Origin of the sequence: Streptomyces bathyalis, from assembly GCF_015910445.1 — a bacterium.
Taxonomy (GTDB): domain Bacteria; phylum Actinomycetota; class Actinomycetes; order Streptomycetales; family Streptomycetaceae; genus Streptomyces; species Streptomyces bathyalis.
This window is the reverse complement of record NZ_CP048882.1, coordinates 6,462,566-6,479,183: the sequence shown is the minus strand read 5'-3', so window position 1 is coordinate 6,479,183 and position 16,618 is coordinate 6,462,566. Positions and strand designations below refer to the sequence as shown.

At 71.7% G+C, this 16,618-nt stretch carries 16 protein-coding genes; 9 read left to right on the top strand and 7 right to left on the bottom strand.

Annotation, left to right across the window (positions count from 1 at the left end; all coding sequences use genetic code 11):
• Positions 1-39: 39 nt before the first annotated feature.
• Positions 40-1,695 (bottom strand): FAD-binding dehydrogenase, encoded by a 1,656-nt coding sequence (locus G4Z16_RS28075; RefSeq protein ID WP_197353393.1) that lies wholly within the window; start codon positions 1,693-1,695, stop codon positions 40-42.
• A gap of 402 nt (positions 1,696-2,097) precedes the next feature.
• Here G4Z16_RS28075 and G4Z16_RS28070 point away from each other — a divergent pair, with 402 nt between their 5' ends.
• From G4Z16_RS28070 to G4Z16_RS28040, 7 genes are all read left to right on the top strand, one after another.
• Positions 2,098-2,637 carry an NUDIX domain-containing protein gene (locus G4Z16_RS28070; RefSeq protein ID WP_197353392.1) on the top strand — a complete coding sequence of 180 codons (540 nt, stop codon included), beginning with the start codon at positions 2,098-2,100 and terminating at the stop codon, positions 2,635-2,637.
• A 406-nt stretch (positions 2,638-3,043) separates the two neighbouring features.
• On the top strand, positions 3,044-3,439 hold the full coding sequence (locus G4Z16_RS28065) for a YidH family protein (RefSeq protein ID WP_197353391.1): 396 nt from the start codon (positions 3,044-3,046) through the stop codon (positions 3,437-3,439).
• The gene (locus G4Z16_RS28060; RefSeq protein ID WP_197353390.1) at positions 3,436-3,771 is read left to right on the top strand and encodes a DUF202 domain-containing protein; all 336 of its coding nucleotides are present in this window, start codon (positions 3,436-3,438) and stop codon (positions 3,769-3,771) included. The genes G4Z16_RS28065 and G4Z16_RS28060 overlap by 4 nt, the downstream gene beginning before the upstream one ends.
• A gap of 86 nt (positions 3,772-3,857) precedes the next feature.
• Positions 3,858-4,331 carry a gluconokinase gene (locus G4Z16_RS28055; protein ID WP_197354975.1) on the top strand — a complete coding sequence of 158 codons (474 nt, stop codon included), beginning with the start codon at positions 3,858-3,860 and terminating at the stop codon, positions 4,329-4,331.
• A 130-nt stretch (positions 4,332-4,461) separates the two neighbouring features.
• Positions 4,462-5,121 carry an MBL fold metallo-hydrolase gene (locus tag G4Z16_RS28050; RefSeq protein ID WP_197353389.1) on the top strand — a complete coding sequence of 220 codons (660 nt, stop codon included), beginning with the start codon at positions 4,462-4,464 and terminating at the stop codon, positions 5,119-5,121.
• A gap of 252 nt (positions 5,122-5,373) precedes the next feature.
• Positions 5,374-6,396, top strand: coding sequence for a phosphotransferase family protein (locus G4Z16_RS28045; protein WP_197353388.1), 1,023 nt, complete (start codon positions 5,374-5,376; stop codon positions 6,394-6,396).
• Positions 6,397-6,401: 5 nt separating this feature from the next.
• Positions 6,402-7,625, top strand: a complete 1,224-nt coding sequence (locus tag G4Z16_RS28040; protein WP_197353387.1) for an acyl-CoA dehydrogenase family protein — start codon at positions 6,402-6,404, stop codon at positions 7,623-7,625.
• Between the two features lie 82 nt (positions 7,626-7,707).
• Here G4Z16_RS28040 and G4Z16_RS28035 read toward each other — a convergent pair whose 3' ends face one another.
• Positions 7,708-8,574 carry a polysaccharide deacetylase family protein gene (locus tag G4Z16_RS28035; protein ID WP_197353386.1) on the bottom strand — a complete coding sequence of 289 codons (867 nt, stop codon included), beginning with the start codon at positions 8,572-8,574 and terminating at the stop codon, positions 7,708-7,710.
• A gap of 410 nt (positions 8,575-8,984) precedes the next feature.
• Between G4Z16_RS28035 and G4Z16_RS28030 the strand changes: the two genes are divergently transcribed.
• Both G4Z16_RS28030 and G4Z16_RS28025 read left to right on the top strand, forming a co-directional pair.
• Complete coding sequence (locus tag G4Z16_RS28030; protein WP_055488156.1) at positions 8,985-9,194, top strand: hypothetical protein; 210 nt, start codon at positions 8,985-8,987, stop codon at positions 9,192-9,194.
• Between the two features lie 123 nt (positions 9,195-9,317).
• Positions 9,318-10,376: an aminoglycoside phosphotransferase family protein gene (locus G4Z16_RS28025; protein ID WP_246531108.1), complete on the top strand. Its 1,059-nt coding sequence runs from the start codon at positions 9,318-9,320 to the stop codon at positions 10,374-10,376.
• Between the two features lie 612 nt (positions 10,377-10,988).
• Here G4Z16_RS28025 and G4Z16_RS28020 read toward each other — a convergent pair.
• The 5 genes from G4Z16_RS28020 to G4Z16_RS28000 form a co-directional block, all read right to left on the bottom strand.
• The gene (locus G4Z16_RS28020; protein WP_197353384.1) at positions 10,989-11,981 is read right to left on the bottom strand and encodes an NADPH:quinone oxidoreductase family protein; all 993 of its coding nucleotides are present in this window, start codon (positions 11,979-11,981) and stop codon (positions 10,989-10,991) included.
• Between the two features lie 214 nt (positions 11,982-12,195).
• On the bottom strand, positions 12,196-12,741 hold the full coding sequence (locus G4Z16_RS28015; protein WP_246531383.1) for a TetR/AcrR family transcriptional regulator: 546 nt from the start codon (positions 12,739-12,741) through the stop codon (positions 12,196-12,198).
• A 154-nt stretch (positions 12,742-12,895) separates the two neighbouring features.
• Positions 12,896-14,560 carry a class I adenylate-forming enzyme family protein gene (locus tag G4Z16_RS28010; protein ID WP_246531107.1) on the bottom strand — a complete coding sequence of 555 codons (1,665 nt, stop codon included), beginning with the start codon at positions 14,558-14,560 and terminating at the stop codon, positions 12,896-12,898.
• Entirely contained in the window at positions 14,557-15,399 is an 843-nt protein-coding gene (locus tag G4Z16_RS28005) for an SDR family oxidoreductase (RefSeq protein WP_197353382.1), read from the bottom strand. The genes G4Z16_RS28010 and G4Z16_RS28005 overlap by 4 nt, the downstream gene beginning before the upstream one ends.
• A gap of 185 nt (positions 15,400-15,584) precedes the next feature.
• On the bottom strand, positions 15,585-16,391 hold the full coding sequence (locus tag G4Z16_RS28000; RefSeq protein WP_197354973.1) for an SAM-dependent methyltransferase: 807 nt from the start codon (positions 16,389-16,391) through the stop codon (positions 15,585-15,587).
• Between the last annotated feature and the right edge of the window lie 227 nt (positions 16,392-16,618).

Sequence of the window (16,618 nt, the reverse complement as noted above, 5' to 3'; positions counted from 1 at the left end):
GCCGTCCCGGCCGCGGCCGGCGGCGGAGCAACTGGGCCGCTATCCCACGGCCTTGGCCGCCGCCCTGCCCGCCGTGCGCCCGGAGAAGATGCAGCCGCCGAGGAACGTGCCCTCCAGCGAGCGGTATCCGTGCACGCCGCCTCCGCCGAACCCGGCGGCCTCGCCTGCCGCGTACACGCCGGGCAGCGGCTCGCCGCCCTGGCTCAGCACCCGCGCGTCCAGGTCGGTCTCAAGACCCCCGAGAGTCTTGCGCGTGAGGATGTTGAGCCGGACGGCGATGAGCGGCCCGGCCTTCGGGTCGAGGAGCCGGTGCGGAGCCGCGACGCGGATCAGCTTGTCGCCCAGGTACTTGCGGGCACCGTGGATCGCCGTCACCTGGGAGTCCTTGGTGAAGGGGTTGGTGATCTCCCGGTCACGGGCCTCGATCTCGCGCCGCAGCCCGGCCTCGTCGATGAGCTTCTCGCCGGTCAGCTCGTTCATCCGCCGTACGAGAGCGCCCAGTTCACGTTCGATGACGAAGTCGGCCCCGTTGTCCATGAACGCCTGCACGGGGCCGGGCGCGCCGGAGCCGACGCGCGCCAGCAGCAGCCGCAGGTCCCGTCCGGTCAGGTCCGGGTTCTGCTCGGAGCCGGAGAGCGTGAACTCCTTCTCGATGATCTTCTGACTGAGCACGAACCAGGTGTAGTCGTGCCCCGTGTGCATGATGTGTTCGAGCGTGCCGAGCGTGTCGAAACCCGGGAAGAGCGGCACGGGCAGCCGCTTTCCCGTGGCGTCGAGCCACAGTGACGACGGTCCGGGCAGGATGCGGATGCCGTGCATGTTCCAGATGGGGCTCCAGTTCTCGATGCCCTCGGTGTAGTGCCACATCCGGTCGCGGTTGATGATGCGGCCGCCCGCCTCCTCGGTGATGCCGAGCATCAGACCGTCGACGTGTGCGGGGACGCCGGAGAGCATGCGGGCGGGCGGAGTGCCCAGCCGCTGTGGCCAGTTGGCGCGCACGAGCTCGTGGTTGCCGCCGATGCCGCCGGAGGTGACGACGACTGCCTGGGCACGCAGCTCGAACGTGCCGGCAACGTCGCGGCTGCTCGCCGTGCCCCGCTCGGCGTCGCTGGGCTCCAGCACCTCGCCGGTGACGGTGTCGACCGTGCCGGAGCTGCGGGAGAGGCCCGTCACACGGTGCCGGAAGCGCAGTTCGACGTTGCCGCGTTCGACGCCGGCCCGCACGCGGCGCTCGAAGGGCTCGACCAGGCCGGGGCCCGTACCCCACGTGATGTGGAAGCGGGGAACCGAGTTGCCGTGCCCCGTCGCGCCGTAGCCGCCCCGCTCGGCCCAGCCGACGACGGGGAAGATCTTCAGGCCCTGGGCGCGCAGCCACGACCGCTTCTCACCGGCCGCGAAGTCGACGTACGCCTCGGCCCAGCGCCTCGGCCAGTGGTCCTCCTCGCGGTCGAAGCCCGCCGTGCCGAGCCAGTCCTGCCAGGCCAGCTCGTGGCTGTCACGGATGCGCATGCGGCGCTGTTCCGGGGAGTCGACGAAGAAGAGGCCTCCGAAGGACCAGTGGGCCTGCCCTCCGAGTGACTGCTCCGGCTCCTGGTCCAGCAGGATCACCTTGCGTCCCGCGTCGGCCAGTTCCGCCGTCGCCGCGAGCCCCGCGAGCCCCGCTCCGATCACGATGACATCGGCGTCGTACGCCATGCGTCCCACCTGTTCCGCGCCCGATTGTCCGCCCTGAAGATCTGGTGACGGGAGAGTATGCCCCCGCGGTCGCGCGCGGCACCCCAGGGGCGCACGGTCAGTGGCCGTCCATTCGCGGACTGCCGCGCACCGGGCGCACCCAGCGCGTCAGGGACCTGCTGTCTGCACGGTCCCGCCGCCGTGCGCCTCGCCCTGCCTCAAACGCTCCGCCTGCAGGGGCCGAGCCGAGGCGGGGCCCGCTCCGCAGGCACGGACGAGTCGTCGGTGCCGTCCGGTCACTGGCCGGACGGCACCGCGCCACCCGTGCACTTCACCCGCCGCCCCGCCGGAACGGCCGGGGCGTTCTGCGAGACTCTTTGTCGGTGGACCAGGCGCCTCCGGGCGCGGAGCACAAGGAGCCGGATGACCCAGCAGCCGCTCTCGGCGGACGAGTTGCTCGACATCGTCGACGAGGAGGACCGCGTCGTCGGGCAGGCGCCGCGGGGCGAGGCGATGGCGCGGAGGCTGCGGCACCGGTCCACGTCCGTCCAGGTGCGCGATCCGCTGGGCCGGATCTTCGTACACCGCCGCACACCGCGGAAGTTGGTCTTCCCGTCGATGTACGACGTGGTGGTCGGCGGCGTCGTGGGGGCCGGCGAGTCCTACGACGACTGCGCACTGCGCGAGGCGGAGGAAGAGCTGGGCGTGCGGGGTCTGCCCGCGCCCGAGCCGCGCTTCACGTTCCTGTACGAGTCGCCGGAGCACACCTGGTTCCTCCGGGTCTACGAGCTGGTGTGCGAGCTGCCCGTGGAGCCTCAGCGGGAGGAGATCGACTGGTGGGACTTCCTCCCGGAGGACGAGCTGGAGCGCCGGCTGACGCTGCCGCAGTGGCGGGTCGTCCCGGACGGACTCGAGTGCCACCGGCGGCTGCGTGCCTGGCACGGACTGAGCGACGGCGGCTGAACTGCGCCTGCGCCGCTGCGCGCCGCGTGCCATGCCGACGGGACGCCGGCGGCCCCCGCGGCGAGGTCCCCCCCCCGGTCACAAAGCCGCCACCGGCCGCCCCGGCGGGGTGCAACACCCGTGCGTACGCCTCGAATCCGGCAGGCACCGGCGTCGGGATGGCCGTCGAGAGGTCCCTGGCGCTCTCCTCGACCCAGCGCGCGGGGGCCGCGCCGTCGACGTGCCGCAGGCGGTCCCCCTGGCCCGGTGCTGCTACCGGTGCTTCACGAGTCTGCTCCCCCGAGACGTCACGGGGCGCCGCCCGCCCCCGTACGCGGTCCGCTTCCCGGGGCGTGAAGAGCGGAAGGTCCAGCATGCGGCGTCGGGCGTATCGGCCCCCGGAGCGAAGGCCCGTAGGCTCGTCCGCATGATCGACCGGCTCATGGCGACACTCCGGCTGTGGTTCGCACCTCAGCGCCTGCGCGCTGAGGGCAGCACGCCCGACTACCGCTTCTCGCTCGCCAACGAGCGCACCTTCCTCGCCTGGATCCGCACCGCGCTGGCACTCGTCGCGGGAGGCATCGCCGTCGATCAGTTCCTCACGGGGCTGAGCTGGGGCGTACGCACGGCGATCTCGGTGGCGGTACTGGCGTGCGGGGCGCTGTGCGCGTTCCGGGCGGTCAGCCACTGGATGCGCTGCGAGCGGGCGATGCGGCTCGGTGAGGACCTTCCGGTCTCCCGCTTCCCGGTGCTGCTGGCGACGGCGACCGCGCTGGCCGCCGTTCTGGTGCTCGTCGCCGTGGTGCTGGGGCGCGGCAGGTGAACGCAGGTGGCGGGCCCAACGCGCGCACCGGCGACCCGGCGGCGCAGCCGGAACGCACGCGTTTCGCATGGCGGCGCACCACGCTCACCTTCGCCGTCGCCGTCGCACTCGGCGTGCGGGAGGCGGTGTACGGGGGCGGCGGCGTCTCGGCTGCCGAGGCGTCGGCCGCCGCGTTCGGCGTGCTGGCGTGGCTGCTGTTCCTCGTGCTGGCACACCGGCGCATCAGGGCCATGGAGGCGGACCGCCCGTCGGGGATGGGGCCCGCGACCGTACGGGCGGCGGTGCTGTGCACACTGGCCATGGCGACGGTTGGAGTGGTGCTGCTGTGGTGAACGACGAAAGCGGGCGCGCGGAGCGGCCGGAAGGGGCCGGCGGACACCGGCCGGCCGACGGCCGGCAGGCGCCCCTGGTCGTGGTGATGGGGGTGTCCGGGTCGGGCAAGTCCACGGTGGGCGAGCTGCTGGCAGACCGGCTGGGAGTGCCGTACGCGGAGGCCGACTCCTTCCATCCGCCCGCGAACATACGGAAGATGTCCGCCGGCACGCCGCTGGACGACGAGGACCGGCGTCCCTGGCTCGACGCCATCGCGGGCTGGCTCTCGGAGCACGCGGACGGTGGCGGCGTCGTCAGCTGCTCGGCGCTCCGCCGCCGTTACCGCGACCGGCTGCGCGCGAGCGGCGCGCCGATGTTCTTCCTGCACCTGGACGGCTCGGAGGAACTGATCGCGGAGCGACTGGGCGGCCGCAAGGGTCACTTCATGCCGCGCACGCTGCTCCGCTCGCAGTTCGCGACGCTGGAGCCGCTGGAGGCGGACGAGCGGGGCGCTGCGGTCGCCATCGGGGGGACGCCTCAGGACGTCACCGAAAGAGCACTCGCCGCGCTCGCGCCGTAGCCGCGGCGCCGAACGCACTGAGAAGCTTTGGGCGTTGTGGCGCCGGAGCCCACCGGCCCGAACGGGCGGCCCCTTCGCGGGCGAGTTCGGCGCCCGGCGGGCGGCGGGAGAACGAGGGAGAGAGCAGCGCATGACGTCTGCGTCAGCGGCGGAGGCGGGCGGGAGCGTGCCGGCGCCGGGTGAGCCGTACACGGAGAAGATCGCCGAAAGCGTGCACGCCTACATCCAGCCGGACGGGGGCTGGTGCCTGAGCAACGCGGGCTGGATCAGCGACCGCGGGGCGACCCTGCTGGTGGACACCGCCGCCACGGAACGCAGAGCCAGGGCACTGCGCGAGAGCCTTCCGGGCAGTGGCGCGCCCGCACCCGCGAACACCCACCACCACGGCACCCCCTTCTTCCCCATGGGTTCACTCAGCGGTTCGCTGCGTGCCCGGGAGCGGCTGCGTGCCCTGGAGCGGCTGCGGGCGCTGGGGGCGCGCACCGTCGTCCCGGGCCACGAGCCGCTCGCCGGGCCGGAGGCGTACGACACGGCGGAGCGCTGTCTGCGGTACGTCGAGGAACTGGCCCGCTCTGCGCACGGGCGCGGTCTCACGCCTCTGGAGGCGGCGCGTGGGGCCGGGCCGGGCGAGTTCGCCGAACTGGCCGAGAGCGAGCGGCTGGTGGCGAACGTGCACCGCGCGTACGCCGAACTGGACGGATGCCCTCCGGGAGAACCGCTCGACATCCCCTCCGTGTGGGCGGACACGGAGCAGATGAACGGCGGCAGGCCGGTCGCGTGCCACGCCTGAGCCGCCGCCCGCTACGGCGCCGCGACCACCGGGTCCGGTGCCGGTCCGCGGGTGTGTCTCGTCACATGCGGGCCGTTGAGCGGGGTCCGTGGCCCTGTCCCCCTAGACGCCATACCGACTAGTCGGCATGATCGTGCCAACCGCCGTCCCACGGTCGTCCGTCAGCCCGCTCACACCCCTCCCCCGACCTCCGACTCCCCCTGCCGCCCACTCCCTGTCCCCCACCCCGACCTCGCAAAGGAGCGCTCACGCATGAGCAAGGAGAATCCGCCCGGCCTCGATCCGGAGCGGCTCGCCGCGTATCTGGACCGGGAGCGGCCGGGCCTGGTGCGGGGGCCGCTGGAGGCCGAGGTGATCCAGGGCGGCCGGTCGAACCTCACGTACCGCGTGACCGACGGCGTCAGCCGCTGGGTCGTGCGGCGCCCTCCCCTGGGGCATGTGCTGGCCACGGCACACGACATGGCGCGCGAATACCGCGTGATCACTGCCCTTCGGGGCACGGACGTGCCGGTGCCCGGGACGGTGCTGCTGTGCGAGGACGAGGACGTGATCGGCTCGCCGTTCTACGTCATGGAGCAGGTCGAGGGCACCCCGTACCGCACGGCCGGTCAACTGGCCGCGCTCGGCCCGGAACGCACCCGCGCGCTGGGGCTGGCGCTGCCCGACACGCTCGTCGCGCTGCACTCCGTGGACCCGGCGGAGGTGGGCCTCGCCGACTTCGGGCGCCCGGAGGGTTTCCTGGAGCGGCAGTTGCGCCGCTGGGGCAAGCAACTCGAAGCCTCGCGCAGCCGGGAGCTGCAGGGGATCGACGAACTGCGCGCGTCGCTGGGGCAGCAGCTGCCCGAGTCGCCCCAACCCTCCGTCGTGCACGGGGACTTCAGGCTCGACAACGTGCTCGCGGGCGAGGACGACCGGATCGCCTCCGTACTCGACTGGGAGATGTCCACCCTCGGCGATCCGCTGACCGACCTGGGCCTGCTGGTGATGTACAGCGAGCCGCTGAACGTCCCCGACGCGCCGGTCAGTTCGACGGCGGAGGCCCCGGGGCATCCCTCGCCCCAGGAGCTGATCGAGCGGTACGCCGCCGGTTCGGGCCGGGACGTCTCCCGCATCAACTGGTACACAGCCTTCGCCTGGTTCAAGCTCGCCGTGATCCTGGAGGGCATCCACTACCGCTACACGCTGGGCCAGACAGTCGGGCCCGGCTTCGACCGGATAGGCGGCCTCGTCCCGGTCTTCATCGACAACGGACTCACCACGCTGCGGAAGGGATGAAGTCAGTGGACTTCGCATACGACGCCCGTACGGAGGAACTGCGCAGGAAGCTGCAGAGCTTCATGGACGAGCACGTCTATCCGGCCGAGGCAGTCGCCGACGAGCAGCGCGACGCGCAGGAGTCGCCCTGGGACACGCCCCCCATCGTGGAGGAGCTGAAGAGGACGGCGCGCAAGCACGGGCTGTGGAACCTCTTCCTTCCCGACCGCACCTACGGGGCGGGGCTGACGAACCTGCAGTACGCGCCCCTCGCCGAGATCCTCGGACGCAGCCCCCGGCTGGCGCCGACGGCCGTCAACTGCGCCGCCCCGGACACCGGGAACATGGAGGTGCTCACGGAGTTCGGCAACGCGGAGCAGCGCAGGACCTGGCTGGAGCCGCTGCTGAGTGGCGAGATCCGCTCCGGCTTCGCGATGACCGAGCCGGACGTCGCCTCGTCCGACGCGACGAACATCGAGACCCGCATCAGGCGGGACGGCGACGACTACGTCATCACCGGCCGCAAGTGGTTCATCTCCGGGGCGATGAACCCCGACTGCAAGATCTTCATCGTCATGGGAAAGACCGACCCGGACGCCCCCGACATCCGCCGCCAGCAGTCGATGGTGCTGGTCCCCCGGGACACCCCCGGTCTCGAAGTGCGTCGCGCCATGCAGGTCTACGGCTACGAGGACCACTACCACGGCGGCCACGCGGAGATCGTCTTCGACAACGCCCGGGTACCCAGGAGCAACCTCGTCGGCGAGGAGGGCGGCGGATTCGCCATCGCCCAGGCCCGGCTCGGCCCCGGCCGCATCCACCACTGCATGCGCCTGATCGGCATGGCGGAGCGGGCTGTCGAGCTCATGTGCCGCCGGGCGCAGGGTCGTTCGGCCTTCGGGCGGCAGCTCGCGGAGCAGGGACAGGTGCGGGAGTGGATCGCCGACGCGCGGGTGCAGATCGAGCAGCTGCGCCTGCTGGTGCTCAAGACGGCGTGGCTGATGGACACGGTGGGCAACAGGGGCGCGCACACGGAGATCCAGGCCATCAAGATCGCGACGCCGCGTGCCGTCGTCGACATCCTCGACCGTGCGGTGCAGCTGCACGGCGCCGGCGGGGTCAGCCAGGACTTCCCCCTGGCGGAGCTGTGGGCGGCCGCCCGTACCCTCCAGCTCGCCGACGGTCCGGACGAGGTGCACCAACGCTCGCTCGCCAAGCGTGAGTTGAAGCGGCACGCCGCCGCCGAGTAGCCGCGCGCCGATGTCTCGGTCCCGCTTCCCTGCCAACGGCGGGGAGGGCGGGACCGGGCGCGCCGCGGCCGTCCCACTCTGTTCACGGGGACGAGGCGGCGCGGCGCCACACCTCCCGCACCGCCGCGTAGTCGGTGACGAATATGCCCTCGTCGCGGAGGAGTTCACGAGCCTCGGGTGAGGTGAGGAACTCGTGGTCGGTGCGCCGCACGAGCCATCCGCCGGGGTCGAGGGCGCGTGACTCCTCGTCGCCGAGGCCGGGATGGACGGCCCACTCGCTCAGCCCGGCAGGGAGCTCCCGCATGAGCTGCGCGTACCGTTCCGACTTGCCTTCGGTGCCGAGGCGGAAGCTGTCGACGAAGTCGTTGTCCGTGACGGGGAACCCGAGCGGGCGCAGCTTCCGGCGCCCGCGGCCGAGCCACACCCGGACGGCGAGTCCGTGCTCGGCCGCCAGGGACAGCGTGAGGTCGAAGATGTCGTCACGCCCGCCGTCGGCGAGGCAGTGCCAGTCCAGGTGCGTGGGTCCGAGCCCCGCGTCGGCGACGGACGTGATCTGCGCTCTGAACTCGCGTTCCACCTCCTCGATCCGGGCCTTCGAGAGCAGTTCGCCGACGGCTCCGGGCTCGTGGAGTCCGCCCGAATCGTCAAGAAGCGAGGGGACGTTGCTCTTCGGGGACAGCGGCCCCCACCGGTTCGCGGCCGTGTCGCAGACCAACGTGAGGTGTATTCCGAAGGGGATGTGCGGCCGCTCGCCCAGCAGTCGCATCGCGTGCGGGGCGGCTGGGCAGGGCGGCATCAGGCTGCACGAGCCGGCGATTCCGCGCTCCACCGACTCCACGACGGCGGCGTTGACGCCTTCGTACATCCCGAGGTCGTCGCAGTTGACCAGGAGCACGCGGGCATCGGGCGGGAATCCGAGCAGTTCACCGGAGCGGGCATGTCCGTCCATGCCGTCAGCGTGCGGGAGAGTGCCGCGCGGCCGCCACGGGATATCCGTTCGGGGACGCTCCGGCTCGCCCTCTGCGATCCGGCCGGGCAGGTCCTGAACCTGTGCTCGGTGGGCGGGTGTGGCACCGGCACGAGGAGTCTCCGTCGTGGAAATACCGGGGTCGCCCGACGCGATGGACCGGATTCTTCCCGGGAGCGGCCTACGTGGACCGATTACTCGCTGCGCAATGGCCGCTCTCGTATTCCTCCTCAAGTTCCGGGTCCGCTAGGATCATTCACATGACTGCCGGGTCGGCCGTGGGCCGCACACAGAACGGATACCCGGCCGGCGTTTGATCACCGCGCGGGCGAGAGGCCCGCCCCCGCTACGAGAAGTGCGCACAGCCACTCGTAGCGGAAGGAGGTGAATTCATGAGCTGGCAGGAATTCCTCGCCCGTCACCAGGCAGGTGACGTCATCGAAGGCGTGGTCACCGCTGAAGTGCCGTTCGGTTCGTTCGTCGAATCCGAAGGGGTCACCGGTCTCGCGTATCAGGAGTCCTGGCCCGTAGGCACCCGCGTCTCGGTCCGCATCCTCGAGATCGATCCCGAGAAACAGCGGTTCAGCCTGGCCTCGGCCTGAGCCGAGCGCTGATCCGGGGGAAGAGGACTCCCCCGGATCAGCGTGACCGCATTATCCCGCCCGGGTCCGCTCCCGATCGCCCCTCTCACGCGAAGCTCCCTCTCCCCGCGAAAGGAATGCGTGGTGTGTGAATCGCCGCCCGAACAGACGGGCAGCAGACGTCTGCCGTGGGGCGGCCTGCCGCAGTCCGTGAGGTCGGGGATCGAGGACGTCTTCGGGAGGAAGGCGGCCGTGGCCACGAGCCTGCCGGGCGGCTTCTCCGAAGGACTCGCCGCACGGCTGGAGTCGGCCGACGGCCGCAAGGCTTTCGCCAAGGCCGTCGACGCGACAGCAGCACCCGCGGTGGGGGCCTTCCACCGGCGTGAGATCGCGACGGTGCGCGCGTTGCCGCCCGGAACGCCGTCGCCCCGGCTGCTCGGTTCGTTCGAGGACGGCGGGTGGGTGGCCCTGGTCTTCGAGCATGTCGACGGGACGCTTCCCGCACAGCCCTGGCGCGAGGCGGAACTGGAGCGGGTGCTCGACGCCCTCACGGGGCTCGCGGAGCGGCTGACACCGGCGCCAGCGCTCGAAGTGGCCCCCGGCGCACCGCGATTGGGCGGCTGGGCACGTCTGGCCGGTGACCACCGGGCAATGACGAGGCTCGCGGAACTCGCTCCCGGCGCCGCGCTGGACCTCGATCTGCACCTGAGGCTGGAGGCAGACCTCGATGAGGCCACGGCGGGCGAGACGCTCACGCACGGGGACCTGTACCCGTTCAACGTCCTGCTCACCGGCGAGCGTGCCGTCTTCGTGGACTGGCCGCACGCCCGGGTGGGCCCGGCCCACGCGGACCTCGTCACGCTGCTGAGCAGCGTGGCCCTCAGCGGCATCGATCCCGAACCGTTCGTCGCGCGTGCTCCGTTGACGAGCGGCGTCGAGCCCGAAGCCGTCGACGTGCTCATCTCGGCGCAGGCGGGTTTCCTTCTGGCGTCGTCCTGCACGGCGGGCCCGGCGGCGGACCCGCACCTGGTGCGCATGATGACGCGGCTCGGACTGGCCTGCCTGCGCTGGCTGTCGGCGCGCCGCGGGACGAACGGGCGGCCGGGGCGTGCCAGTTGGGGGCGGGGGTTGCCGGTGTGCGCCTCGGGTTCGTGCGTGGTGACGGGTGCGGGCCGTTCCGGGGGCGGCCCCGGGGCGGCATGATTTACGGCCGACCAACGGAACCAGTTCGGCGAGCTTTGCATCGGCACAAATCACTTCCCCACGCCTCGCTGGGGAGACCCCAATGGCCCCGGAACCATCCCCCTTCACGACCCACACCCTCCTGCCGTCTCGCGTCTGCCGCCATCTGCGGCTTCGGGTGGTTCAACTCGTCTGCTGTGAGGGTTGGTTCAGGGGCGACGACGTTGGCGGGCCCGAGGGCGGAGACGAAATCGCAGTCCTCTGTGTCCACCGGCGGAATGCCGCTGGACCGGCGGGAGGGGGCGGGACGCGCAGGGGGGCCGTGTCCGGGCTTAAACGTGATTTGTGGCCGATGCGAACCTCGCGATCTGGTTCCCAGTGGTCGGCCGTAAATCATGCCGCCCGGACATGCCCCCCGGAGCGGCACGCCCCCGCCACCACGCACGGACCGATAGCGAACCCCGGGAAACCCCAGCGACGCGGCACGCGCCCGCCACCCGAGACGAACCCAGGCGCACACCGGCGCGCACACAGTCCGGCTGACGGTCGCCGCCGTGGCGACCGTCCGGCACCGCGCGTCCGGCGGGTGCACCTCTACCGCTCCGGCACACCCGCCTCCCAAGTCCGCACCGCTCAGGGCTGGATGACCACACGCCCCGTCGTGATGCCGTCGAAGACGCGCTGCACCGCACTCGCGCCCTCCTCCAGCGGAACGCGTTCGCTGATGAGCGGCTTGACCGAGCCCTCCGCGGCGAGCGCGGTCAGCTCCTCGTGGCAGGCCTGGACGGCGGCCGGGTCCTTGGTGTTGTAGAGGCCCCAGTGCAGACCGAGGATCGAATAGTTCTTGATCAGCGAGTGGTTGAGGCCGGGCGTCGGCACCGCGCCGCTCGCGAAGCCGACGACGACGATGCGGCCTTCGAAGGCGATGCACTTGACCGACTTGGCGTAGGCGTCGCCGCCGACCGGGTCGTAGACGACGTCCGCACCCCGGCCGCCCGTGGCCTCCTTCACCGACGCCACGATGTCGTCCTCGCGGCGGTCGACGACCACGTCGCAGCCCAGCTCGCGCGCCGCCTCGGCCTTGGCCTTGCCGCCCACCACACCGATCACGCGCGCCCCGGCCGCCTTGCCGAGCTGTACTGCCGCGCTGCCGACGCCGCCGGCCGCCGCGTGCACGAGCAGCGTCTCGCCGGGCTGCAGCCGGGCCCTGCGGTGCAGGCCGAACCAGCCGGTCTGGTAGCCGATGTGGAGCGCCGCCGCCTCGGCGTCGTCCAGCGCCTCGGGTGCCTTGCGGACGCTCGCCGCGCTGACCAGCGTGCTCTGTGCGAATCCGCCCATGGGGAGCGCCGGCTGGGCTATGACGCGCGAGCCCACCTCGGGTGCGTCGCCCTCCGGGGTGCCCTCGCCGACCGCCAGCACCTCGCCGCACAGTTCCACGCCGGGAGTGAACGGGAACGGCGGCTTGACCTGGTATTCCCCCCTGCACAGGAGCGCGTCGGGGAAGTTGACGCCTGCGGCGCGCACCCGTACGAGCACCTCGCCCGCGCCGGGTTCGGGGTCGGGGATGTCCTCCAGCCGCATCACCTCACGCGGCTCGCCGTTCATGTGGACGCGCCATGCCTTCACCGGTGCTACCTCCGGAACGTAGTTGCTGCTCTTCGCTCGTGTTGTCGCGCGGCGCCCGCCGCCCGTGGCGCCGCCCGCCGCGCGAGGGCCCGTATGCGTGTGCCTGCCCGGCCGTGTACCGGTGCATGGGGGCTGCGGGCCCGCTGCCTGTATCGGTGTCCGTGTCCGGTCCGTGTCCGGTCCGTGTCCGAGTCTGTGCCCGCGGACGTACGTCCTATGGCCGCAGCGCCCGCAGCAGCAGGTCAGCGAGGTGGTCCGCGACCTCCTGCGGAGCGAGCCGACCATCGGGCCGGTACCAGGCGCTCAGGTGGTGGACCGAGCCGAAGTGGTAGTCCACGACCAGGTCCGGCGGCGTCGCCGCGTTGAAGACACCGTCGCGCTGGCCCTCCGCGACCAGGTCCCGGAAGCGCTCGTGGTAGCGGCGCCGCTCCGCGCGCACCTGCTTCTGCTTCTCGGGGCTGAGCTGGTGCATGGAGCGGAAGAAGATCCGCGCGTCGTCGAGGTTGTCGATGGTGGTCACGACGACGTCGGCCGCGGCCCTGCGCAGACGGTCCTCGACGGGCTGATCCGCGTCCGCGTAGGCGTCCAGGCGGTCCTGCTGGAGGCGGAGCAGCCGTCCGTAGATCTCGTGCAGCAGATCGTCCTTGGAGCCGAAGTAGTGGTAGAGGGCGCCCTTCGTCACCCCTGCCGCCTCGACTATCTCCTGGACGGACGTGCGGTCGTAGCCGCGCTCGGAGAACAGACGCGTCGCGGCGGCCATCAGGCGCTGCGGTACGGGCGCGGCGGCCGTACCGGCCTGACCGCTCTTGTGGGCGCCGGTGCGGGGCGCCGTTCTAGGTGTGGCCATGCGCCCTCACCTGCCTTTCCTCGTGCGCCCGCTCACCGCGAACACCGCGACGACCGCCGCCGCTGTCTCATTTGCCGCTGTCACCGCGGGAACGCAGTTCCCGCCTCAGGATCTTCCCACTGGTCGTCTTGGGCAGGTCGGCCAGGATCTCGATCTCCCGCGGGTACTTGTACGCCGCCAGCCGTTCCTTGCAGTGGTCGATCAGTTCATCGGGCCCGGCCGGGGTTCCCGGGCGCAGGCTCACATACGCCTTCACCGATTCGCCGCGGTACTCGTCACTCACGCCGACGACCGCTGCCTCCCGCACCGCGGCATGACCGTAGAGGACGTCCTCCACCTCCCGGGGCCAGACCTTGAACCCGGAGGCGTTGATCATGTCCTTCTTCCGGTCGACGACGTAGAGCCAGCCGTCGGAGTCCATGAACCCGATGTCCCCGGTGCGCAGTTGGCCGTCGGGTATCGCCTCGGCCGACTCCTTGGGCCTGCGCCAGTAGCCCGGCACCACCTGGGGTCCGCGGACGGCTATCTCGCCCTGCTCGCCCAGCGGTACGGGCCTGCCGTCGTCGTCGAGGATGCTCACCACCGTGTCCGGCCCGGGCACGCCCACCGCGAGCGTGCCGGAGGCCGGGTCGACGGGCGCCTCACGGCCCGGCGGCACGGAGGCGCATGGCGCGGTGCACTCGGTGAGCCCGTAGCCGTTGCGCAGGTACGGGCCGAAGGCCGCGCCGAGCTTCTCCACGAGCGCGGGCGGCAGGGGCGCGCCGCCCGAGGAGAGCACCTGGAACGAGGAGAAGTGCTCCCGCGTGGCCTGCGGGTGGGCCGCCAGCGCCATGTAGGCGGTGGACGGGCCGACGGTGAAGGCCGGCCGGTGCTCCAGGAACGCGTCCAGCACGACGCCCGCTTCGAACCGGTAGGCGAGGGCGAGGGTCCCGCGGCCCGCCAGGCAGGCCGACAGCTCGCAGACCATGCCGGTGATGTGGAAGAGCGGTGCGAGGACGAAGATGCAGGAGGCGTCGGGCAGTTGGAGACCAGTGTGCTGACGCTCGGCGTTGTAGGCGATGTTGGCGTGGGTGTTCATGGCGCCCTTGGGAGCGCCGCTCGTTCCCGAGGTGTAGCTGATGAGCGCGATGTCGGAGCCCGTCAGTTCGCGTCCGGGCGGGGCCGCGCCGCCGGAGCGCGCGACCGTGAGCAGGTCCTCGGCGTCCTCCGCGGGCGCCGCACGCTCGAAGCCCAGCACGCGGGGATCGTCCCGTGACTGCAGGTCGAGTTCGCAGGCGGTCAGCGCGATGCGTACGGGCGAGTCGGCGGCCGTGGCCCGCAGATACGGCTCCCATGCCCTCTCGTCGCACACCAGCGCCGTCACCTCGGCGTCGTGGAGTACGTGCGCGACCTCGCCGGCCTTGTACATGGGGTTGACCGGCACCACCACCGCTCCGGCCTTCCACGCGCCCAGCAGCGCGAGCACGAAGTGCGGGCTGTTCTGCAGCATCAGCGCCAGGCGGTGACCGCGTTCGAAGCCGCGTGCCGCGAGGTGCGCGGCTATGCCGTCGGAGAGCTCGTCGGCCTCGCGGTAGCTGACACGTCCGTCGAAGTAGGCGAGGGCGGTGCGGTCGGGGACGGCGCGCACCGCGTCGCGGAAGGCGTGCAGCATCGTCTCCGGAGGCTGCACCGGGGCACGCTGAACCTCGTTGAGCTGCTTCAGCCACGGCTTGTCCTCGTACGTGATGGTCAACGTGCCGCCCCCTGCGAGCCGTCGGCGCCGTTGGTTCCTGCCGCTCCCCCGGCCGGCTGCGCCTCCTGCGCCTCCTTGTCGAGGAGTTCCTCCAGCTTGCGCTGCATCTTGTTCATGCCGCCCAGCCAGTGATCGGGGTGCCCGGCCCGGGCCTCGTAGAAGCCCGCGGTCTCGGGGTGCGGCAGTACGAGGAAGCGCCCCGCCTGCATCGCCTCGAAGAGGGAGTCGGCGACGGCCTCCGGCTCGATGGCGGTCTCCGCGAGCACCAGGTCGCCCGCGGCGCCGGTATTGGCCAGCATGTCGGTGCGCACGCCCTGCGGGCACACGGCATGCACGTCGATGCCGCGGTGCCTGTAGGTGACCGACAGCCACTCCGCGAAGGCGAGCGCGGCGTGCTTGGTCACGCTGTAGGGCGCCGAGCCGAGCATCGTGAGCAGCCCGGCCGCCGAGACGGTCGCGACGAACCGGCCCCGGCCCTGCTCCAGCCAGCCGGGCACCAGCTCACGCGCGGCCCGCACGTGTGCCATCACGTTCACGTCCCAGGCGTGCTCCCACAGCTCCTCGCCCGCCTCCTGGCCACCGCGGGTCGCAACGCCGGCGTTGGCGCAGAAGGTGTCGATGGTGCCGCCGAGCGCTTCGCGGGCGACCGGCACGATCGAGGAAGCGTCACCGGGAACGGCGACACCGCCGATCTCGTCCGCGACCGCCGCGGCCCTGGCGGCGTCGAGATCGTTGACCGCAACGCGGGCTCCCTCCGCGGCGAATCGGCGGGCCAGTGCCGCCCCGATTCCGCCGCCCCCGCCGGTGACGACCACTGTGCTGTCGCGCAAAGACTCCATCCCCGCAACTCCCCTTCACACTCTCGGCGGCTCTCCCCGCGGCGGCAGACTAACCAGTCGGTATGCCGGGGGGAAGAGGAGGATCCGGACGCGGACGCCAGAAGGCACGGGGACGAGGACGCGGGGACCACCGGCAGGCGACGTCCGGGCGCGGCCCTGACCAGCGGCCTTGGCCGGGCGGCCGGTCAGGTCTTTCGGCCGACCCCTCCGTAGGTGGTGACGGGAGTCACCGGAAACGGGGTGTGGTCGGGCCGCCACTGCGTGACGGGAACGAGCCCAGGCTCCAGCAGTTCGAGTCCGTCGAAGAAGTGGCCCAACTCCTCGGGGCTGCGCAGGTGGTAGGGGACGGCACCGCTGCTGTTGTACTTCTCATGGGCCGCCTGGCGCGCCGCGCTGATGTCGGTGCCGTCGCTCAGCGTGAGATAGCTGTCGGCGGGCAGGGCGTCCAGCAGCCGCCGCACGAGCGACCGTGCGAGTTCGTCGTCGGCGATGTGGCCCATGATCCCGAGCATCATCAGACCGACGGGCCGCTCGAAGTCCAGCGTCCTCGAGGCGGCCTCGAGGATCGTGTCCGGCTCGCGCACGTCGGCGTCGATGTAGTCGGTGGCGCCCTCGGGTGTGGAGGTCAGCAGCGCCTGCGCGTGCACGAGCACCAGCGGGTCGTTGTCCACGTACACGATGCGTGAACTCGGCGCGACGGACTGGGCGATCTCGTGGGTGTTGTCCACCGTGGGCAGTCCGGTGCCCACGTCGAGGAACTGGCGGATGCCGGCCCGGCCCGCGAGATGACGCACGGCACGGGCGAGGAAGTACCTGGATCCGCGGGCCGCGTCGACGATTCCGGGAAATGTCTTCGCGAACTCGTCACCGGCCTCGGCGTCCACCGGATAGTTGTCCTTGCCGCCCAGCCAGTAGTTCCAGATCCGCGCCGAATGGGGCACAGATGTGTCGATCTTCGGCGGGAGGTCCGGCTCGGACTTCTCGTCGGCCATGGTGATCGTCTTCCCGTCTGCCAGGTGGATTCCCGTCTCCACCCTACGGCGGGCCTTCATGCCCCGGGCGCGGGAAAGAGAAACAGCGCCAAGGGCCCGCGCGGCCAATTACATGTGTTCCGGGCGGAGTTGACGCGCATAGAACTGCCGGCGCACGAGACGGCGGGCGCACGCTCCGTCCGCGCCGTGCACAGCAGGGCCATATGCGGAACCACTCGTTGCGATGT